This is a genomic window from Kribbella sp. NPDC058693 (assembly GCF_042715335.1).
Taxonomy (GTDB): Bacteria; Actinomycetota; Actinomycetes; order Propionibacteriales; family Kribbellaceae; genus Kribbella; species Kribbella jiaozuonensis.
The window spans coordinates 1244463-1264615 of record NZ_JBHXSQ010000004.1; the positions used below are offsets into that span (position 1 = coordinate 1244463).

Annotated in this window: 20 protein-coding genes; 10 read left to right on the forward strand and 10 right to left on the reverse strand. The window is 68.3% G+C overall.

Translation table 11 applies throughout. The features are described 5' to 3' along the window. Positions 1-6: 6 nt before the first annotated feature. Positions 7-1020, forward strand: a complete 1014-nt coding sequence (locus tag ACFWUU_RS32380) for an ornithine cyclodeaminase family protein (protein WP_380181194.1) — start codon at positions 7-9, stop codon at positions 1018-1020. Continuing rightward, the gene (locus ACFWUU_RS32385) at positions 1020-2540 is read left to right on the forward strand and encodes an aromatic amino acid lyase (protein WP_380181196.1); all 1521 of its coding nucleotides are present in this window, start codon (positions 1020-1022) and stop codon (positions 2538-2540) included. Before ACFWUU_RS32380 ends, ACFWUU_RS32385 begins: the two co-directional genes overlap by 1 nt. Here the strand turns inward: ACFWUU_RS32385 and ACFWUU_RS32390 are convergent. Beyond that, the gene (locus ACFWUU_RS32390; protein ID WP_380181198.1) at positions 2537-3586 is read right to left on the reverse strand and encodes an iron-siderophore ABC transporter substrate-binding protein; all 1050 of its coding nucleotides are present in this window, start codon (positions 3584-3586) and stop codon (positions 2537-2539) included. The genes ACFWUU_RS32385 and ACFWUU_RS32390 overlap by 4 nt on opposite strands. 187 nt (positions 3587-3773) lie before the next feature. On the opposite strand from ACFWUU_RS32390, the gene ACFWUU_RS32395 reads away from it, so the two are divergent. The 4 genes from ACFWUU_RS32395 to ACFWUU_RS32410 are packed head-to-tail and all read left to right on the forward strand — an operon-like array spanning position 3774 to position 6035. Continuing rightward, a complete protein-coding gene (locus ACFWUU_RS32395) occupies positions 3774-4427 on the forward strand; it encodes a hypothetical protein (RefSeq protein ID WP_380181200.1) in 654 nt (217 codons plus the stop codon). A gap of 44 nt (positions 4428-4471) precedes the next feature. Continuing rightward, complete coding sequence (locus ACFWUU_RS32400) at positions 4472-4819, forward strand: ArsR/SmtB family transcription factor (RefSeq protein WP_380181202.1); 348 nt, start codon at positions 4472-4474, stop codon at positions 4817-4819. Continuing rightward, the gene (locus ACFWUU_RS32405) at positions 4816-5292 is read left to right on the forward strand and encodes an SRPBCC family protein (protein ID WP_380181204.1); all 477 of its coding nucleotides are present in this window, start codon (positions 4816-4818) and stop codon (positions 5290-5292) included. The genes ACFWUU_RS32400 and ACFWUU_RS32405 overlap by 4 nt, the downstream gene beginning before the upstream one ends. Continuing rightward, positions 5292-6035 (forward strand): SDR family NAD(P)-dependent oxidoreductase, encoded by a 744-nt coding sequence (locus tag ACFWUU_RS32410; protein WP_380181206.1) that lies wholly within the window; start codon positions 5292-5294, stop codon positions 6033-6035. The genes ACFWUU_RS32405 and ACFWUU_RS32410 overlap by 1 nt, the downstream gene beginning before the upstream one ends. Here ACFWUU_RS32410 and ACFWUU_RS32415 read toward each other — a convergent pair whose 3' ends face one another. The 3 genes from ACFWUU_RS32415 to ACFWUU_RS32425 are packed head-to-tail and all read right to left on the reverse strand — an operon-like array spanning position 6036 to position 9348. Continuing rightward, on the reverse strand, positions 6036-7190 hold the full coding sequence (locus ACFWUU_RS32415; RefSeq protein WP_380181208.1) for an NAD(P)/FAD-dependent oxidoreductase: 1155 nt from the start codon (positions 7188-7190) through the stop codon (positions 6036-6038). Beyond that, positions 7187-8731 carry an aldehyde dehydrogenase family protein gene (locus tag ACFWUU_RS32420; RefSeq protein WP_380181211.1) on the reverse strand — a complete coding sequence of 515 codons (1545 nt, stop codon included), beginning with the start codon at positions 8729-8731 and terminating at the stop codon, positions 7187-7189. Before ACFWUU_RS32420 ends, ACFWUU_RS32415 begins: the two co-directional genes overlap by 4 nt. 23 nt (positions 8732-8754) lie before the next feature. Beyond that, positions 8755-9348, reverse strand: a complete 594-nt coding sequence (locus ACFWUU_RS32425) for a hypothetical protein (protein ID WP_380181214.1) — start codon at positions 9346-9348, stop codon at positions 8755-8757. 87 nt (positions 9349-9435) lie between these two features. On the opposite strand from ACFWUU_RS32425, the gene ACFWUU_RS32430 reads away from it, so the two are divergent. Further along, positions 9436-9912, forward strand: coding sequence for a DUF1992 domain-containing protein (locus ACFWUU_RS32430; protein ID WP_380181216.1), 477 nt, complete (start codon positions 9436-9438; stop codon positions 9910-9912). On the opposite strand, the gene ACFWUU_RS32435 is transcribed toward ACFWUU_RS32430, so the two are convergent. Further along, positions 9905-11995, reverse strand: a complete 2091-nt coding sequence (locus tag ACFWUU_RS32435; protein ID WP_380181218.1) for a thiamine pyrophosphate-dependent enzyme — start codon at positions 11993-11995, stop codon at positions 9905-9907. The genes ACFWUU_RS32430 and ACFWUU_RS32435 overlap by 8 nt on opposite strands. A gap of 188 nt (positions 11996-12183) precedes the next feature. On the opposite strand from ACFWUU_RS32435, the gene ACFWUU_RS32440 reads away from it, so the two are divergent. Continuing rightward, positions 12184-12801 carry a hypothetical protein gene (locus ACFWUU_RS32440; RefSeq protein ID WP_380181220.1) on the forward strand — a complete coding sequence of 206 codons (618 nt, stop codon included), beginning with the start codon at positions 12184-12186 and terminating at the stop codon, positions 12799-12801. Here the strand turns inward: ACFWUU_RS32440 and ACFWUU_RS32445 are convergent. From ACFWUU_RS32445 to ACFWUU_RS32455, 3 genes are read right to left on the reverse strand one after another with little or no spacing between them, the layout of a single operon-like run. Further along, positions 12798-13646 carry a Ku protein gene (locus ACFWUU_RS32445; protein ID WP_380181222.1) on the reverse strand — a complete coding sequence of 283 codons (849 nt, stop codon included), beginning with the start codon at positions 13644-13646 and terminating at the stop codon, positions 12798-12800. The two genes, ACFWUU_RS32440 and ACFWUU_RS32445, sit on opposite strands and share 4 nt — an antisense overlap. 39 nt (positions 13647-13685) lie before the next feature. Beyond that, positions 13686-14549 (reverse strand): hypothetical protein, encoded by an 864-nt coding sequence (locus ACFWUU_RS32450; RefSeq protein ID WP_137252437.1) that lies wholly within the window; start codon positions 14547-14549, stop codon positions 13686-13688. A gap of 31 nt (positions 14550-14580) precedes the next feature. Then, complete coding sequence (locus ACFWUU_RS32455) at positions 14581-15378, reverse strand: sigma-70 family RNA polymerase sigma factor (protein ID WP_380181224.1); 798 nt, start codon at positions 15376-15378, stop codon at positions 14581-14583. A 168-nt stretch (positions 15379-15546) separates the two neighbouring features. Here ACFWUU_RS32455 and ACFWUU_RS32460 point away from each other — a divergent pair, with 168 nt between their 5' ends. Both ACFWUU_RS32460 and ACFWUU_RS32465 read left to right on the forward strand, forming a co-directional pair. Further along, complete coding sequence (locus ACFWUU_RS32460; protein ID WP_380181226.1) at positions 15547-16260, forward strand: NIPSNAP family protein; 714 nt, start codon at positions 15547-15549, stop codon at positions 16258-16260. Positions 16261-16410: 150 nt separating this feature from the next. Beyond that, positions 16411-17334: a serine protein kinase RIO gene (locus ACFWUU_RS32465; protein ID WP_380181228.1), complete on the forward strand. Its 924-nt coding sequence runs from the start codon at positions 16411-16413 to the stop codon at positions 17332-17334. On the opposite strand, the gene ACFWUU_RS32470 is transcribed toward ACFWUU_RS32465, so the two are convergent. Both ACFWUU_RS32470 and ACFWUU_RS32475 read right to left on the reverse strand, forming a co-directional pair. Next, the gene (locus ACFWUU_RS32470) at positions 17318-18400 is read right to left on the reverse strand and encodes a prolyl oligopeptidase family serine peptidase (protein ID WP_380181230.1); all 1083 of its coding nucleotides are present in this window, start codon (positions 18398-18400) and stop codon (positions 17318-17320) included. The two genes, ACFWUU_RS32465 and ACFWUU_RS32470, sit on opposite strands and share 17 nt — an antisense overlap. Next, positions 18397-20052 carry an FAD-binding dehydrogenase gene (locus ACFWUU_RS32475; RefSeq protein WP_380181232.1) on the reverse strand — a complete coding sequence of 552 codons (1656 nt, stop codon included), beginning with the start codon at positions 20050-20052 and terminating at the stop codon, positions 18397-18399. Before ACFWUU_RS32475 ends, ACFWUU_RS32470 begins: the two co-directional genes overlap by 4 nt. Positions 20053-20153: the final 101 nt, after the last annotated feature.

Consider the following 20153-nt stretch of genomic DNA (forward strand, 5'->3'; position numbering starts at 1 on the left):
AGCCAAGTGGCGGACGGCATCTGGTTGAGGTTCATCAGCGGCCCGGACATCGACGCGCTCGGGCTGACCCGGCTTGAGATCGTGGACGCGGTCGAAGAGGCGGTCCGCGAGCACGGCGAGGGCCGTACGGCGTTCGAACCGCGGGTGCACCTGACACCGGACAACGGCGGTATCGGCCACTTCAACATCCTCCGCGGTCATCTCGACGGTCTCGGTGAGCACGGGATCAGCGGCGTGAAGGTGGTAGGCGACTTCGTCCCGAACTACCAGAAGGGTCTGCCCAGCGAGCTCGCGATGGCGACGCTGTTCGACCCGACGACCGGTATGCCGCTGGCGGTCCTCGACGCGACGATGATCACTGCGTCTCGGACCGGCGCCATGACGACAGTTGGTGCACGCCATCTGGCGCGGCGGGACAGCAAGGTTCTCGCGCATGTCGGCGCCCGGGGTACGGCGTGGTGGAACGTGACGATGCTGGACGATCTTTTCGACCTCGACGAGATCCGGGTGACGTCGCGGCGGCCGGAGTCGCGGGAGAAGTTCGCTGCCGAGTTGTCGACCGAGTTGTCGACGCCGGTGCGGGTGTGTGCGAGTGCGGAGGAGGCGTTCGATGGGGCGGACGTTCTCGTCGAGGCGACGCGGTTGATGGAGCCGGAGCCGTTGCTGCGTACGGCGGTGGTGAAGGCGGGTGCGTTCGTCGTACCGTATGGGACGGTGTCTGCGGTTGAGCTGGATCTGCTTGATGTGATGGACAAGGTGGTTGTCGACGACTGGCGCGAGGCGCAGTCGGGGCGGTTCGGGTCGTTGCGGCGGCACGTGGACACCGGGCGGTTGTCGCCGGAGACGTTGTACGCCGAGATCGGCGAGATCGTTGCCGGGCGGAAGGCTGGTCGCGAGAATGATGCCGAGCGCAACCTTTTCTGGCATCGGGGGTTGTCGTTGCTGGATGTCGCGATCGCTCATCTGATCCTGCGGCGGGCCGAGTCCGCCGAGGTCGGCACGATGCTGCGGTTCCACTGATGATCAACGATCCTGCAGAGCTGGACCCCGCGAGCGCAGACTTCATCGAGCTGGCGCCGGCGCTGCTCGAGCGGATGGCGGCGATTCGTGCTGCTGCGCTTCAGACTCTCGAGTCGGGGGAGCCTGTGTACGGCGTGAACACCGGCATGGGCAACCTCAGCAAGGTCCGCCTGACCGAGGCCGAACAACGCGTCCACCAACGCAACCTCCTCCTGGGCCGAGCCGTCGGCAGCCCACCCTGGCTCCCACCCGACGAGGCACGCGCCGTCCTCATAGGCCGCCTCAAAACCTTCCTCACCGGCGACTCAGCCGTTTCCATCGGCTTGATCCAACAATTAGTTGCCCTCATCAACAGCGGCCACACCCCCACCATCCCATCCGAAGGCGCCGGTTCCGCCGGCGAGATCATCCCCTTAGCCCACGCGGCTGGACCGTTGGTCGGCCTCGGATGGCTCCAACCGCCGACCGCCTCTGAGAACCGCGCGCCGACCGGGGCGGAAGTCCGCATGCCAACCAGCGCCACCACCCCGCCTGGCGCCACCTCTGGCGGCTCCGCCTCTCCCGCGCGAGCGGTGGACGGCGGGGCCGAGCTCCGGCGCGCGGACGGCTTCCTGCCTGCGTTCGTCCTTGCGCCCAAGGAGGGCATCGCCCTCCTCGCCGGCACGCCCGGCGCCGCCGGGCGTGCGGCCTTACATGCGAGCCGGGTGCGACGGTTGGCTGATCAGCTGACCGCGGTGGCTGCGGGGGCTATTGCTGTGGTGGGGGCTAACCGGGATCCGTATCAGGCGCTCGCGGCTCGTGGGGACGACGTGTTGGCGGCTGAGTTTGGTCGGCTGCGGGAGTTGGCTGGTCCTGAGCCGGAGCCGCGTAGCCTGCAAGCACCGGTTTCGTTCCGGGTGGCGGGGCATGTGAATGCTCATGTGCGGAGGACCTTGCAACAGCTGGAAGAGGCCGTAGAGCGCGCCTTCACGGGTGTGACCGACTCACCCGCGTACCTCGACGGCGACTTCGTCGGCACCGCCGGATTTCACGGGATAGATCTCGCCGCGTACTGCGACCACCTGACAACCGCACTCGTCCACGCCGCCGAGGTATCAACAGCCCGGCTCCACCGCCTCCTCGACCCGAGCGTCACCGGCCTCACCGCCCAGCTCGCCCGCGAGCCGGGCCCGCAGGCCGGTCTCGTCGCGATCCATAAACGCGCCGTCGCCACCACCCACCAGCTCCGCCGCCTGACGTTGCCCACGGCAATCAGTACGGCGGAGACCTCCAACGGCCAAGAGGACGTCCAAACCTTCTCCTGGGAAGCCGTCGGCAACCTCGCCGAAGCCATCCGCCTCACCCGCCAGACAACCGCCTGCGAACTTCTCGCCGTACGCCAAGCCTTCGCTCTCTCAGCCCGACCCATCCCACCGCGACTGCAAGACCTCATCCAGGCGGTCGACGACGTAGTACCTCCGATCGACGCCGACCGCCCGTTCGGGGAGGACCTCACCCGCCTGCTGACGAACGTGCTCTAGCCCTTCCCGGCCAGCGCGTCCTTCAGCATCGGGACGAGCTTCGGCAGTGCGTACTTGATCCCCAGCGGTCCGCCGATCGACATCGCGCTGGAGAACTCGCCGCTAGGCGTCGCGGTGTTGATCACCGGCGCCCCACCCCAGTACGCGACATGCCCGGCCTTCACCGCCGGCAGTGCGTTCCACACCTTGTCGTTGACGACCGCGGGATCGAGCTTGCCCGAACCGTCCAGCGCAGCCATGAAGATCACATCCGCGTCCAGCTTGGGCGTCAGTTCCGGCGAGATCTTCACGTAGAAGTCGCCGTTGTCCATCGTGTCGATCTGCGGGTTGGACTTGAACCCGAGCGACGTCAGCAGCCGCATCCGCGGGTCGGACGGCAGCCACGCGTTCAGGCTGTCGGCCGAGTACACGCCGGCCGTGATGACCTTGCCGGCGAAGTCCGGGTTCGCCTTCGCGGTGTCGGACACCAGCGTCTCGGTCTCCTTCACGACCTGCTCGCCCGCGGTCGCCGTACCGGTCGCCTTCGCGATCTCGCGGACCTGGTCCTGCCACGGCACGCCGTACACGTTCTTGGTCCCGGCCGGTGCCGCGATCGTCGGCGCGATCGCGTTCAGGGTGTCGAACTGCTTCTTGTCGTTGACCGTGTTGATGTAGACGATCAGGTCTGGCTTCAGCGCCGGGATCTCTTCGTACTTCGGTTCCGACGCCTGGATCAGCTTCGGCGCCGGGCGATCGCCGAGCGCGGACTTCACCCAGCCGCGCACCTGCGGATTCCCGAACCAGTCGGCGCCCGCGACCGGGACGACCCCGAGCGCGATCGACGCCTCCATGTCACCGCCGCCCAGCGTCACCACCCGCTCCGGCTTGGCCTTGATCGTGGTCGAGCCGAACAGATGGTCGATCGTCACCGGGAACCCGGCGTTCGCTCCGGTGTCCGCGGCGGAGTTCTGGGTGTCGTCGTTCTGGCTGCAGGCGGTGAGGCCGGCGCCGAGCGTCAGTACGGCGACCGCGACGGCCGCGACGGACCGGATACGGGACAAGGCCATGGCGGATGGTTCCTTCGAACGGCGGCTGATGTAGGTAAGCCTAACCTGACTTGCAGCCGTTTCATCCATTGGGTTGATCGAAAAAGCGAGCCCGACACGCTGGTGAAGCCGAGTCGCAAGTAGCCTGCATCGGGTCTGAGTCGTTGGCCTGGGTGCGCGCCTGCACGAGAGCTTGGAGGAGTTACTGGTGAAGCGGTTCGTGGTACCGCCGAACTGGCCGTCCCCACCCCGTCGCAGCTGGGCCCCACCGAAGACGTGGCGCCCTGATCCGTCCTGGCCGCCGGCCCCGGAGGGCTGGCGCTTCTGGGTCGACGGCAAAGGCAATCCGGTCCGCGGCCCGATCGGCCGGTACGGCGGTCCGTCGCGACGCGTCATGTACGCCGGTGGCGCCGCGCTCGTCCTGTTCCTCGGGGTCAACCTCTGGGCCGTGTCGACGCTCGGCGTGTTCGGCGGCGGCTCGGACGACGCGGCCGTCAAGGTCTTCGGCAGTGAGTCCCCGTCGCCCACCGCCTCATCCAGTACGACGCCGCCCGCCGTACCGCGATCGACGGTGACGCCGCCGCGGGTGCCGACGACGACTCCGGTTCCGACCCGTACGCCGACGCGGCGTCCCACCCAGGAGCCGACCCGGCGGCCGAGCAGCACCAAGACCACCGAGCGCACGCAGACACCCGACCCGAAGCCCACGCGTACGACGACCAGCACCAAGACGCCGACTCCGACGCGCCCGACCAGCCGGCCGTCGACCCGCGAGGAGATCCTCCGGCAGTACTGCATCGATCACGGCTGGGATCCGTCCCTGTGCGATCCGAACCGCTGGGAAACACCGCGGCATCCCTGACCCGGCCTTGACGACCGGGGTGCGTCCGACGCATCCTTAACCATATGGTTCTGAAACCATCTGGTTCTGAAGTCGCGTTGACCGGCATCTTCGCGGCCCTCGCCGACCCGACCCGCCGGGCGATCCTGACCCGGCTCAAGGATGGCGACGCGACCGTCGCGGAGCTCGCGGCGCCGTTCAGCATGTCGCAGCCCGCCGTCTCCAAGCATCTGAAGGTGCTCGAGCAGGCCGGACTGATCAGCCGCTCCCAGCGCGCGACCGCGCGGCTGAGTCACCTCGAGGCGGACCCGCTCCGCGCGGCGGTCGGGTGGTTGATGGACTATCGCGCGTACTGGGCGGAGAGCTTCGACCGCCTGGACGAGCTGCTCGACGACCTGAAGGAGCAGTCATGAAGGTCGTCGCCGAGCCCGGTCAACCGCAGGTCGTCATCACGCGGGACTTCAACGCGCCGCGCGAGCTGCTGTTCCGCGCCTACACCGAACCCGAGCTGGTGAAGCGCTGGCTCGGTCCGGCCGGCCTCGAGCTGGTCGTGAACCAGCTCGACCCGCGCCACGGTGGTCGCTGGCGCTGGACGCACTACGACGGGGACGGCAAGGGCTATGTGTTCCACGGGCTGTACCACGGGGAGCCGACGCCGGAGCGGATCGTGCAGACGTACGAGTTCGACCAGGCGCCCGGCACCGTCTACCTGAACCTGATCACCTTCGACGAGGCCGACGGGGTCACCACGCTGACCCAGAACACGGTGTTCTTCGCGGTCGAGGACCGCGAACTGTACGTCGCCGGCGGCATGGAGCGCGGTATCCGCGCGTCGATGCAGCAGCTCGAAGACCTCGTCACCGAACTGGCCGAGGAGGCCCACTGATGATGCTCACCGACAAACACGCGATCGTGTACGGCGCGGCCGGCCCGATCGGCAGCGCAGTCGCCAAGGCGTTCGCCGCCGAGGGCGCGACGGTGCACCTGGCCGGACGTACGGCGGAAACCCTGGAACGCGTCGCCGACGAGATCCGATCCGCCGGCGGCACCGCTGACGTCGCGGTTGTCGATGCTCTCGACGAGAAGTCGGTCGACGAACACGCGGAGGCGGTCGGCCGGATCGACATCTCGTTCAACCTGATCGGCCACCAGCAGTTCTTCGGTACGCCGCTGGTCGACATGCCGCTCGCAGACTTCGAGCAGCCGGTCACGACCATGGTCCGGACGTTCTACCTGACCTCGCGGGCGGCCGCGCGGCGGATGATCCCGCAAGGTTCGGGCGTGATCCTGACCTTCGGCGGGTACGGCGAGCCGGCCGCGAACCTCGGTGGTTTCCAAGTGGGCTTCGGTGCCGTCGAGGCGCTACGCCGCGGTCTCGCGCTGGAGCTCGGGCAGCATGGAATTCGCGTGTTGACGTTGCAGACCAACGGAATCCCGGAGGCGGTACCGGCCGACTTCCCCGAGAAGGCAGCCCAGGCGATCGCGAAACACACCGCCGACAGCACGATGCTCAAGCGCGCTGCGACGCTGTCCGATGTCGGTGCTCTTGCGGTGTTCGCTGCCTCGGATCTGGCTCGTTCCATGACCGGGACCGCCCTCAACCTCACGGCGGGCGCAGTCGTCAACTAGTCAGACGACGTTCCGTTCGGCCCGGGTTGCGGAGTACGCGAAGCGGCGGGCGCTCAAGGGGCTGATGTCGACGAAGGGCTCGCGGCCGAGGTAGAGGTCGCGGATCACCTCGCCGACGGCAGGGCCTTGGAGGAAGCCGTGGCCGGAGAAGCCTGTCGCGTAGAGGAAGCGGGAGACATCGTCCGCCTCGCCGATCAGGGCGTTGTGGTCGGGCGTGATCTCGTACAGGCCGGCCCAGCCGCCGGTGAGGCCGACGTCGAGGAGCGACGGTGCGCGGCGGGCCATGATGTCGGTCAGGCGGGGGATCCAGGTGTCGGTGCGGTTCAGGTGGAAGCCGGGTTGCTCGTCGGGATCGGACATGCCGACCAGCAGGCCAGGACCCTCGCGGTGGAAGTAGAACGTGGTGCCGAAGTCGATCGTCATCGGCAGCCCGGCCGGGAGATCGGGGATCGCTTCGGTCACCACGATCTGCCGGCGCAGCGGGGTGACCGGCAACTCGACCCCGACCGACGCGGCAAGACTCTCGGACCAGGCGCCGGCGGCGCAGATCACAGTGCTCGTCCGGACTGTGCCGCGGTTGGTCCGCACCGCGGTCAGATGGTTGCCTACAGCATCAACCCCGACAACTTCACATCCAGTCACGAGTGTCGCGCCGAGTCGGCGGGCGGCCGTCGCATAGCCGAGTACGACGGATTCCGGCGTACAGTGCCCGCCTGTCGGTGAGAAGCACGCGCCGACCAACCCGTCAGGCGCGACGATCGGCGCGAGTGCGACGGCTTCGTCGACCGAGATCATCCGGGTCGATTGGCCGAGGGTGTTCTGCAGTTCCGTGCTCTCGCGGAATTGCTCCAGCTGCTCGTCGGTCTCCAGCAGGAACAGATACCCGACCCGATGCAGGTCGATCTCCTGGCCAGGACGTTCCGCGAACTGCGCGAACGCCTCCAGGCTGCGCGCCCCGAGGGCGATGTTCACCGCGTCGGAGAAGTTCGCCCGAACCCCACCCGCAGCCTTACACGTCGACCCCGAGCCGAGCTGATCCCGCTCGAGCAGCACCACATCCTCGACACCGGCCTCTGCGAGGTGGAAGGCGATGCTCGTGCCCATCACCCCGCCTCCCACGATCACGACGGCGGCGGACTCGGGCACTGTGGTCACGGGAGTTGGAAGGTGAAGTCGGCTTCGACGGTTTCGATGTCCATCTGGGCCTTCTGCAATTTGCCGGAGTAGTCCCAGTTCATCGACTGCCAGCGGGTGAACTGGTCGAGCACCCAGATCCCGCTCTGGCGCGACCCGTTGCCCGACTTCCCGTTGCCGCCGAACGGCAGGTGCGCCTCCGCGCCGGACGTCGAGTTGTTCACACTCACCATCCCCGCCGAGATTCCCTGCGCGAACCGGAACGCCTTGTTCGGATCCGTTGTGTAGATCGAGCTCGACAATCCGTACCCAGACTTGTTGCCCAGAGCAATCGCCTCGTCCAGCTCGGAGTACGGCGTGACGCCCACGATCGGGCCGAACGTCTCGTTCATGAACAGCTCGTCGTCCGGCTGTACTCCGGCCACGATCACCGGGTGGTAGAACAGCCCGTCCGCCGGATCGCCGACGAACCCGCTCCGCGGATTGTCCGCGGTGACCCGCCCGGTCCGCCCGAGCACCCGATGGTGCGGCTCGATCCACCCCAGCGACTTCTCGAACCCGGCCGCGAACTTCTCGTCCAGCAACGGCCCGAACAGCACGTCCTGCGCCGGATCGCCCATCGCCGCCTCGGCAACCGCGTGTGCGAACCGGTCGAGGAACTCCTCGTGCACCGACCGATGGACGATCGCCGTACCGAGTGAGGTGCACCGCTGTCCTGCCGTACCGAAGCCGGAGAACAGCGCGCCCTCCACGGCCAGCTCGAGGTCCGCGTCCTCGGTGATGATCATCGGGTTCTTGCCGCCGAGCTCGAGGCAGGGCGTCTGCAGGTGCCGACCGCACAGCTCACCGATCCGCTCGCCGACCGCGCTCGACCCGGTGAAGCCGACCTTGTTGATCAGCCCGGCTTGCAACGCCTGCTCGAGACCGGTGAACGTGTCCGACCCGTCGGCATACACCACGTTGAAGACACCGGCCGGTACGCCGGAATGCGCGAAGATCTCGTAGAACGCGTCCGAGACCACCGCGGAGTACTCCGCCGGCTTCCAGACGACTGTGTTGCCGCAGAGCAACGCCGGCACGATGTACCAGGACGGGACCGCGACCGGGAAGTTGCCGGCCGTGATCACCGCGACCGTCCCGACCGGTCGGCGGAACGTGAACAGCTGCTTGTCCGGCATCTCCGACGGCACGGTCTGCCCGTACAGCCGTCGGCCCTCGCCGAGGAAGAAGTCGCAGGTGTCGATGATCTCCTGCACCTCGCCCAGCGCCTCGGCGAGCGGCTTGCCGATCTCCTGGGTGACGAGCGCCGCGAGCCGCTCCTTGTTCAGAGTCATCAGCCGGCCGACGTTCGAGATCACCTGACCGCGCTGCGGCGCCGGTGTCGCAGCCCACGCCGCCTGCGCGGAGTGTGCCGCCGACGCGGCCCGGACGAACACCTCCGGCCCGGCGCTACCGACCGTCCCGACGACCTCGCTCAACCGGGCAGGGTTGGTCGACGGAGTACGCCGTACCGCCTCCGCCACACACTCGCCACCGACAACGGACAGCACCTCTACGGCCATGCGGGATCCTTCCCAGCTGCAACTCAGTCGTGAGGCTCCACCCTAAGTGGGAGCTTGTTGCCGGGGTAGAGATCCGGGATCGGGATCGGCATCCGCCACAGGTGCGAGTCCGGGTGGATCATGCCGTGCCGGATGGCGACGTACCGGAGCAGGCGGAGCGGGCCGGCGATCAGGACGAACGCCAGCGGGAGCTCGACCAGCAGCGCGCTGAGCAGGGCCTGCGTGAGGTCACCGCCGCGGTGGCTGGTCATCACGTCGAACCAGGCATCGCAGATCAGCAGCACGCCGGTCGCGAACGCGGTCGGGAACACGAACTGCTTGCGCTTCCAGCCGGCGAGCGCGGTCAGGATCAGCATCGTGAGCAGCAGGATGTCGAAGCCCACCCAGGTCGCGACCCAGTTCCGCGCGACGTAGTGGCTTGGGAGGGTGAGCGCCAGGTACACGGTCCACGGGATCAGGGCGGCCGCGCAGACCAGCATCAGCACGGTCCGCCACTTGCGCAGCCGGTCCATCGTTCGCCGGGACGGCAGTCCGCCCGGGTTCGGCGCCAGCCGCAGGATCAGGTCCCGCCGCTCGGCCGGCGTCATCAACGCGATCTCTTCGTCGGTCAGCTGCACATTTCGAGTATGCCTTGTGATTGCATTCACAAGCTAGTAATCTGGTTCCCGGTAAGCAACTGTCGATGATGACAGCGAGGTGTGGGCATGACCAAGCGCAGACCACCGGGTATGAGTAACCAGGAGTGGGTCGAGTCGCAGATCCAGCTGGCGCAGAACCAGGGCGAGTTCGAGAACCTGCCCGGTGCCGGCAAACCACTGAAGCTGGCGGACGAGCACGATCCCGATTGGTGGGTCAAGGACTTCATCCGCCGCGAGGACGTCGAGACCGAGGCCCTGCTGCCGCCTGCGATGCTGCTCCGCAAGGAGAAGCAGCAGGTGTACGAGAAGGTCCGCGGGATGCGGCGCGAGTCCGAGGTCCGCGAGTACCTGGCCGATCTGAACAAGCGGATCCGGATCAGCATCCGCGACACCACCGGACCGGTCGTGCCGACAGGCCCGGTGAACGAGGACGCGATCATCGCCCAGTGGCGGATGGACCGGCCCGGGACCGAGCCGCGTCAACAGCCCGCCGAGGAGCACCGGCCGAGGAAGAAGTCGGTCTGGCAGCGGCTGTTCAGCTGAGCATGTCGCGGGCGGCGGTCTCGATGGTCTGCTCACTCAGCAGTACGTCGTGCGCCGCCGCGCCGAGCGGGACGTACGAGTCGTAGCTCGTCACCCGGCCCAGCCGCCCGGTGTAGCCGTGGTCGATCAGCGTGGCCAGGATGCCCTCGGACACGCCGCCGGACCGCCGGGTCTCGTCCGCGACCAGCACGCGTCCGGTGATGTTTGCCTGCAGCAACAGATCTTCGACCGGCAGCGGCGCCAGCCACCGCAGGTCGAGGACGCGGACGCCCGGCACCCGCGCGGCCACCCGCAGGCTCATCGGCACGCCGTTCCCGAACGTGACGATGGTCAGGTCGGTCCCGTCGCCGTACGTCCGGCCGCGGCCGATCGGCACCGGCTCGTCCGGGTACGCCGCCAGCCACTGGTCGTCGCCGTCGTCGTACAGGTCCCGCCGGTGGTAGAGCGCGATCGGCTCGAGGAACACGCTCACGGTGCCGGACGATCGCGCCGCCGCCGTACACGCGTGCAGCATCGCGGCCGCATCGTCGGGCCGCGACGGTGACGCGATCACGATGCCGGGGATGTCCCGCAGTACGCCGATCGCGTCGTCGTTGTGGAAGTGACCGCCGAAGCCCTTCTGGTATCCGTAGCCGGCGATCCGCAGCACCATCGGGTTCGCGTACTGCTCCTGCGAGAAGAACTTCAGCGACGCCGCCTCACCGCGGAGCTGGTCCTCGGCGTTGTGCAGGTAGGCGAGGTACTGGATCTCGGGAATCGGCAGCAGCCCGGATACGCCCGCGCCGAGCGCGAGCCCGAGGATCGACTGCTCGTCGAGCAGCGTGTCGAAGACGCGGGGCGGCCCGAAGGCCTTCTGCAGTCCGCGGGTGACGCCGTACACGCCGCCCTTGCGGCCGACGTCCTCGCCGAAGACCATCGCCTCGGGGTACGACGCGAGGACGTCGCTCAGAGCGCGGTTGATCGATTGGCTGAGCGTGAGACGTTCTGTGGACGGGGTGCGCTCAGGCAGGGCCTCTGCGACGGCCGCAGGTGATGGGAAGCGGAGCGGGGCGGCGACGGTCTCGGCGGAGGAGAGCTGCGGGAGGCCGGCGACCTCGGCCGCGATCCGGAGCGCTTCGGCGTGCTTGTCCTCGTACAGCTCGATGATCTCGTCGGCCGTGTAGCCGGCGCCGAGCAGGTAGCGCGCCGTACCGAGGAGTGGGTCGCGTTCCTCGTCCGCGGCCAGCTCGGCGGGAGAGCGGTACGCCGTCTCGACGTCGGAGCCGGCGTGGCCGAGCAGGCGGACGGTACGGAGTCGCAGGAAGGCGGGGCGGCGGTTGCGCCGTACGAAGGTCGCCGCCTCGGTCGCCATCGACAGGGCCGCGTCCAGGTCGGTGCCGTCGGCGTCGAAGTACCGCAGGCCTGGGCGGGAGCCGTACGCCTGCCGGATCCAGCCGTCCGGCGTACGCACGCTGATCCCGATCCCGTTGTCCTCGCAGACCAGCAGCAACGGCATCGGCAGACCCTGATACGACGCGTGCAGCGCCGCGTTGATCGCTCCGGTCGCGGTTGAGTGGTTCGCGGACGCGTCGCCGAAGCTGGTCACCACGATCGCGTCGGCCGGCCACGGAGACGGTACGCCGAGCTTCGCCGACCGGTTCAGCGAGAACGCGACGCCCATCGCGCGCGGCAGGTGGGACGCGATCGTCGACGTCTGCGGGATGATCGACAGCTCGTGCCGGCCGAACACCTTGTGTCGGCCGCCCGCGATCGGTTCGCTGGTCGCCGCAGCGACGCCGAGCAGGATGTCGCGCATGCCTTCTTTCGAACCGCACTGCGCGGCGCGGGTCAGGTAGAAGGCGCCGGAGCGGTAGTGCAGCAGTGCCGGGTCGGTCGGCTCCAGGGCGGCGGCGACGGCCGCATTGCCCTCGTGACCGGCCGAGCCGATCGTGTAGAAGCCGGTGCCCTGGGACTGCATCCAGCGGGCGGCGAGGTCCGCGTGCCGGCTGCCGAGCTGAGCGTCGTACAGGCCGCGGAGCAGCTCTGCATCGTGCTCCCACGGGGCCGGGGCGAGGCCGCGGACGCGTTCGGCGAAGGTCCTCATCTGATACATGATCCGTGATGACGGTCCGTGCCACAGCTCGGCCCACGGGTTGAACACCTCACCTGGTTGGGGCCACGCTGGACGGGGAACGGTGCCGATGGCTCGTTCGTTCGTCGGGGGAGGGGGATCTGGGTTGTGGTGACGATGAGTGAGCTGCGGTGATGCATCGGTCTGCACTGGTACAGCGAATGGGGGTCGCGGCGGGTCTCGGAATCGGGACGGCCGGGGCGCTCTGCGGCGTGCTGCTCCTGGGTCCGCTGGCCGCGTCGATCCTGCTGACCGTGGTCTTCCTGCTGGTCTGGCCGCTGGCCGCGGTGGTCCGGCATGTGGCCGACGAAGAGCCGTACGGCTCCTCGGCTGTGATCGCGGCCGCGTGCGCGGCGGCAGTGCTGTGCCTGCCCGGGCTGGTGCGGCTGCTCGCCTGGGGCGCGCTCGGGATCGCGGCAGCGCTGCTGCTGGCCGGCCTGTTCATCGTCATCGACCTCGTGGTGCCCGATCGGCCACCACGCCGGCGTCGGTCGCGTAAGCAACGCAGGCTCGAGCGCCTCACCGAGGCTCAGTTCGACGAGGACGAGCGGCTGATCGAGTCGCTGCAGTGCCCGCTGAGCATCGAAGAACTCTGCGGCGTCTGGTCCGACACCGCGATGCAGCTGTCCAAGGGAGCCGGTCTCCGCGATCGCCAGGCCGTCGCCGAAGTACGTCGCATCTGCCTCGACGAATTCGAACGCCGCAACCCCGAAGGCTTCCACCGCTGGCTCGACGCCGGCGCTCCGGCCAACCCGAGCCGCTACCTCCTCGGCAACTAGGCGGCTTTCTTCTTCCTCGCCGCAGTCTTCTTCTTCGCGGTGGTCTTCTTCGTTCTCGAGCCGCGGCTCTTCCGGGCCTCCTCGACGCTGGCGCGCAGGGCGGCGACCAGGTCCGTCGGGTTGGTGGCCTGCGGCTCCTCCTCGGAGTACACGACCTCCTTGCCCTGGTGCTTGGTCTTCACCAGTTCCTTCACGCGCTCGGTGTAGGTGTCCTTGTACGCGGCCGGCTTCCACTCGCCGCTCATCGCCTCGATCAGGTCGACCGCCATCGACAGCTGCTTGCCGGCGCCGGACTTGCGCGGCAGGTCGCCGAGCTCCTCGTCCGGGTCACGGATCTCGTCGGCGAAGAACATCGTCTCGAGCACGAGCACCCGCCCGTCGGACCGGATCGTCGCCAGGTACTCCTTGCCGCGCATCACGAACTTCGCGATCCCGGCCCGGTTCGTCTTCGCCAGCGCGTCCCGCAGCAAGGCGTACGACGAGGCGTTGTCGGAGTCCGACGGCGCCAGGTAGTAGCTCTTCTGGAAATGCATCGGGTCGATGTCGTCGAGGTCGACGAACGTGTCGATCTCCAGCGAGCGCGACTTGCCCGGCGCGATGTCGTCCAGCTCGTCGGGCTCGACGATCACGTACTCGCCGCCGCCGACGTCGTGCCCCTTGACGATCTTCTCGTACGGGACCTCGCGGCCGGTGCGCTCGTTCACCCGCTTGTAGCGGATCCTGTCCGACGTCCCCTTCTGGAACTGGTGGAAGTCGATCTCGTGCTCCTGGGTCGCGCTGTACAGCCCGACCGGTACCGAGACCAGTCCGAAGTTGATGTAACCGGTCCAGATCGCCCGTGCCATCGCCCGCTCCTCTCCGAGTCGGCCCAGCCGGTACCCACTTCAGAGCCGGTTGTACCGCTTCCGCGCCTCGCGGCTCTCCTTCTGGGCCTCGCGGGCGGTACGGCGGGCCTCGTCGAGGTCGGCGCCCAGCCGGTGCACCAGGGCCTGCGCCTCGGAGAGTGCCTCGCGGGCGTTGTCGAGCTGGGTGTCGAGGTCCTCGACCTTCGCCTCGGCCTCCTGCGCCGCCGCGACGGCCTCTTCGAACGCCTGCCGGGCCTTGGCGCGCTCGGCGGCCTCGCGTTCCTCTTGTTCCCGCGCGGCCGCAGCCTTCTCCTGGGCCGCCCCCTTGGCAGCATCCGTCTCGGCCTGCTGGGTCTTGCGGCGGTCGCGGGCGGCCTTGCGGCGTTCGTCGGTCAGCGGGGTGACGTTGGACGGTTCGCCGTTCTCGTCGACGACGCCGAAGCCGACGTGCCGGAGCGCGCTGCTCAGCCGCCCCTCGCGGACGGCATCGCCCGCGGCCGGGTCGACCAGGGCAGCGTCGAGCGTCTCGCGCAACTTCTGCCCGACGTCCGCGCTGATCTTCTGGCCGTCCTCGGCCGCCAGCCTGGCGGCCTCCTTGGCCAGCTTGTCCAGCAGTTGGTGGCGCTTCGGTGTCAGCTCCCGCAACCGCTCGCCGTCGAGATCGGCGGTCGCCTCACGGAACTCGTCACCGAGCGCCAGCAGGTCATCCAGCTCGTCCGGCGCCTTGCGAGCGACCAGATTCGTCACCCAGGCCGCGACGGTCGGCTTGCGCATAGCCTTCAGCCGCGTCGACCCGACCGGGTCGCCGTCAGCCTTCAGCTGCTTGGCCAGCTCGTTGCGAGTAGCAATGAAGTCGGCCGCCGGCGCCGCGTACAGCGCATCGGCCGCCTCTTCGAAGTCCACAGGAGCGACGCTACCGCACCGCCAACCGCCGCTACGCGTTCTTCGGTACGCCGCCGGCCAGCTCGCCGCGGAGCTTGTCGAGGATCCCGCGGAGCAGGCGGGACACCTGCATCTGGCTGACCCCGAGCTCCTGGCCGATCTCCTCCTGCGTGAACCCGTTGCAGAAGCGCAGCTGGAGGATGCGTTTGTCCCGGTCACCCAGATTCGCGACCGCAGGCGTCAGGGTGTGCACATCCTCGACCAGGTCGTAGCCGTCCTCGGCGTTGGCGACCGTCTCGATCAGGCTCGTCCCACCCTCCGGCGCACCCGGCGCGTCCAGGGACAGCGTGCTGAAACAACCGCGGACCGACGCCGCCTCGGCGACCTCGGCCGGATCCGTGCCGAGCGCCGCCGCGGTCTCTTCATCGGTCGGCACGTGACCGAGGCGCTGGATCAGCTCCGGCTCGGCCGCGGCGATGTTTCCCTGCATCTCCTGCACCCGGCGCGGCGGCCGGATCGTCCAGGCGCAGTCGCGGAAGTACCGCTTGAGCTCGCCGCGGATCGTGGGAACGGCGTACGACAGGAACGCCGTCGACGCATCCACGCGGTAGCCGTTGGCGGCCTTCACCAGGCCCAGGTAGGCGACCTGCTCCAGGTCGTCGGCGTCGACACCTTTGCTGCGGTACCGCGAGGCGATCGACCTCGCGACCGGGGCATTCAGCAGCACGACCTCGTCGATGCAGGCCTGGTGCCGGGGATCGGGGACGGCGTCCGCCTCGAGCAGGAGCTCATGGGTGGCGTCGGCGATGGTCTGCTTGCAGTCTTCGGCTCTGACAGCTGCGATCGTCACGGGAGAAACCTCGTCGTGTCGTCGTACATGTCCGGGTGGCAAGGGGCTGAACCACTACCTCCACCAGATCAAACTCGGCCGGAGCATGCAAGTACTCCCCTGTTACGAGTGCTTCAAACGACTGTCTCCTGACAATAACTGTCAGGTTTCGATGCTTGGCTTGCAGCTATGAACGAATGCTGCGCCGTCGTGGACCTGCGCCAGTACACGCTGCACCCCGGGCAGCGTGACACCTTGATCGAGACCTTCGACACGTACTTCGTAGAGGGTCAGGAACAGACCGGGATGCACATCGCCGGTCAGTTCCGCGATCTGGACGATCCTGACCGGTTCGTCTGGATCCGCGGATTCCGGGATCTGCCGGCCCGGGCGGACGCGCTGAAGGCGTTCTACTACGGCCCGGTCTGGCGCGAGCACGCCGCGGTCGCGAACGCGACGATGATCGACTCGGACAACGCGTTGCTGCTGCGGCCGCTCCGGCTCGGCGCCGGCTACCCGGCGCTGGACGCGCCCAGGCCCACCGCACCCGCCGGTTCGGTCATCGCCGGTGCTGTTTACCACCGGGGCTCCGAGGACGACGGGTTCACCGAATTCTTCACCGACCAGGTCGCTCCCGTGCTCACCGCCACCGGAGCCGAGCCGGTCGCGGTGTTCGAGAGTTTGGTTGCCGAGAACAACTTTCCGGCGCTGCCGTTGCGGGACGAGGTGGTGCTCGCCTGGTTCGCCCGGTTCGCGGACGATGCGGCGTACGACGAGCATCGGCGGGCGTTGGCGGGATCGCGGATGTGGCAGGAGCGGGTGCTGCCGGAGTTGGTCTGCCGGACGGCGAAGCCGGCCCAGGAACTGCGGCTGCGGCCGACCGCACGTTCTCACCTGCGTTAAATACGTTGCGGCGCCCGGAGCGGGCATGCATCCTGGTTTGACCCGAGCGGCGACGCGCGCTGCCTGGACCTAAGGAGGGCTGACGGATGGCCATCACTGTGCTGCGGCATGTCCGCATCAGTTCCATCTCTAGGTTCAGGAGAACCCCAGTTGTCTGCAGAGTACGACCTCACCGATAGCTACATCCCCGACTTCGACTCCCGCTGGTCCGAACTCACCGGCGACGAGTCCCAACCGGATCCGTCCGACGCCTTCGTCTTCAAGTTCCATTCGGTCGACGAGCAGCTCGGTCCGGATCAGCGGTGGTCCACCTGGCTGGACGTCGAGCGCGGTTCTCGCGGCCCGGAACCACGCCCCTCGTGGGTTGTGACGGAACAGGCTGCGATCGACACCGAGCTCGGCGTCCTCAAAACCGGTAAGGAAGCCGACGTCTTCCTGGTCGAGCGTGCCGTCGATGCCATCGGCGACAATCCCGGTCGCTCGGTGCTGATGGCCGCGAAGCGGTACCGGACCGAGGAGCATCGCTCCTTCCACCGCAGTACGGCGTACGTCGAAGGGCGCCGGATCCGCAACAGCCGCGACAGCCGGGCCATGCAGAAGAAGACCGCGCACGGCCGCAGCGTCGCCGCGGGGCAATGGGCGGGCGCGGAGTGGGGTGCGCTGTGCCAGCTGTGGAAGGCCGGCGTTCCCGTGCCGTACCCCGTCCAGGTGGACGGCACCGAGCTGCTGATGGAGTTCATCGACGACGGTGAGGGCGGGGCCGCGCCACGGCTCGCCCAGGTCCGGCCGTCGAAGGAGCTGCTCGGTCAGTACTTCGAGCAGGTCCGGCACGGGATGCGTGAGCTGGCCCGGGCCGGGCTGGCGCACGGTGACCTCTCGCCGTACAACATCCTCGCCCAGGGCGACCGGATCGTGATGATCGACCTGCCACAGGTGATCGACATCGTCGGTAACCCCAAGGGGATGGACTTCCTGCTCCGCGACTGCCACAACATGGCCACCTGGTTCACCAGCCGCGGCCTGGAGGTCGACGATCAGGAGCTGTTCGCCGACCTGCTCACGATGGTGTTCTGATCGCGGCCTGTAGCAGCGGGACGAGTGGTACCAGCCGGTCGGGGTGGGCGTCGACGAGACCGTCGAGATGGTTGCCCGCCTCGACCCGCTGGTACGTGTGCAGGCCGGTCGGTCGGGCCAGCTCCGCGTACCGGTCGGACTGTGTGATCGGGAGCAGGCAGTCGTAGGTCCCATGGATGCTGTGCAGCGGTTTGCCGATGTTCCCGGTCAGGCCGAACCGCCGGATCGCCTCGTGCGCCTCGGGTCGCTGCGAGTAGTCGTAGCTCGCCTCGCTGCCTTGGTACGACGGGTCGAGTTCGCGGGTGTAGATCCGTTGGGTCAACGTCCAGTAGACGGTGAAGTGGTACTCCCAGAGGAAGTCGGACCCGGGATCGAATCCCGCCGCGGTGATCAGCTCGGGAGATTGTTGCTCATAGCCCCTGATTGCCGACGGCAGCGCGGAGAACGGGTTCAGGTCCGCGTTCCAGAGGGTGCCTTCCAGTTCGACGCCGCGGGTATAGAGCTCCGGATGGTTCTCGAGTTGCCAGCGGACCAGGTACCCGCCGTTCGAGACACCGGCCGCGACCACCTCGTCGGCCGGCTGGCCGTAGTGCTGCGCGACGGTTTCGCGGGCGGCCACGGCGAGCTCAGTCATCCGCGTGTTCCACTCGACGATGGCGTCGCCGGGCTCGCGGCTACCGGCGTAGAACTCGAGGCCCGTGTTGCCCTTGTCGGTGGCGGCGTACGCATAACCCAGCGACAGCACGTAGTCCGAGATCGCCGGGTCGTTCGAGTACTGCGCTCGCACGCCGGGCGCGCCGGTCACGACCAGGCCGCCGTTCCACCGCTCCGGGAGCCGGATCACGAACTGGGCGTCGTGATCCCAGCCGTTGTTGGCGTTCGTGTGCGAGTCGGACGGGAAGTAGCCGTCGATCTGGACACCCGGCACACCCGACCGCACCGGCAACCCCGCGTGCGTCGTGCCCACGTAGTCGGCGGGGTTGGTGTGTCCGGAGGCCACCGTGCCGGTCGTGGTCAGGTCGTCCAGCCGCGCGGACTCCTCGCGCTCGGCCCCGGGGACGATCACCCGACGGCCCTGGCTGCAGCGCGTCCCGCCGTACGGCCGGTGAAGAGGCAGCCGCCGACGAAGGTGCCTTCGAGCGATCGGTAGCCGTGGATCCCACCGCCGCCGAAGCCCGCGACCTCGCCGGCAGCATAGACGCCGGGTAGTGGCGTGCCGTCATCCCGCAGTACCCGCGAATCAAGGTCGGTCTGCAGACCGCCGAGGGATTTGCGGGTCAGGATGTTCAGCCGTACGGCGATCAGCGGTCCGGCCTTCGGATCGAGGATCCGGTGCGGCGACGCGACCCGGATCAGCTTGTCGCCGCGGTAGTTGCGGGCGCCGCGGAGCGCGGTCACCTGCAGGTCCTTGGTGAACGTGTTGGTCAGCTCCCGGTCCCGCGCCACGATCTGCCGCTCGAGGTCGTCGAGGTTGATCAGGTTCTCGCCGGTCAGGTCGTTCATGCCGCGGACCAGATCGGGAAGGTTGCTGCGGACAATGAAATCGGCGCCCTTGTCCATGAACGCCTGCACCGGCGCGGTCGCGCCGCCGCGAGCCCGGCCGAGCACACCCTTGATGTCCTTGCCGGTCAGGTCCGGGTTCTGCTCCTGGCCCGACAGCGCGAACTCCTTCTCGATGATCTTCTGGGTCAGCACGAACCAGGTGTAGTCGTACCCGGTCGTCATGATGTGCTCGAGCGTGCCGAGGGTGTCGAAACCGGGGAACAGCGGCACCGGCAGTCGCTTGCCGGTGGCATCGAACCAGAGCGACGACGGACCGGGCAGGATCCGGATGCCGTGCATCGGCCAGATCGGGTCCCAGTTCTGGATGCCTTCGGTGTAGTGCCACATCCGGTCGCGGTTCACGTACCGGCCGCCGGCCTTCTCGGTGATACCGAGCATCCGCCCGTCGACGTGCGCCGGTACTCCGCTGATCATCCGCTTCGGCGGCTCACCCATCCGCTTCGGCCACTGCGAACGGACCAGGTCGTGGTTGCCGCCGATGCCGCCGGACGTGACGATCACCGCCTGCGCGGTCAGCTGGAAATCGCCGGCCTCGACCCGCGAGCTCGACACCCCACGCGGTACGTCGCTGGGCTCGAGCACCTTGCCCGCGACACCGTCGACGACCCCGCCGGTGACGGTCAGCTCGTCGACCCGATGCCGGAACCGGAACTCCACCAGCCCCTTCGCGACCGCCTCCCGCACGCGCCGCTCGAACGGCGCGACCAGCCCCGGCCCGGTGCCCCAGGTGATGTGGAAGCGCGGTACGGAGTTGCCGTGGCCGTCGGCGTTGTACCCGCCACGCTCGGCCCAGCCGACGACCGGGAAGAACCGCACACCCTGGCCGTGCAGCCACGGACGCTTCTCGCCGGCGGCCCAGTCGACGTACGCCTCGGCCCACTGCCGGGCCCACTTGTCCTCGTCGTCCAGCCGGTCGAACCCGGCCGAGCCGAGCCAGTCCTGCATCGCGAGATCGCGGGAGTCCTTGATCCCCATCCGTCGCTGCTCCGGGGAGTCGACGAACATCAGCCCACCGAACGACCAGAATGCCTGCCCACCCAGCGACGCCTCCGGCTCCTGGTCGAGCAGCAGCACTTTCCGCCCCGCATCGGCCAGCTCCGCAGTCGCAGCCAGCCCAGCCAAACCCGCCCCGACCACGATCACATCAGCGTCCATGTCGACCATGTATAGCGCACTTGCGAAGATGTGGCTGTGACGATCCTTTCTGCGCAAAACCTCGTACTTCCCGCAGCTTCGCTCGGTTCGGAGAACCCGCT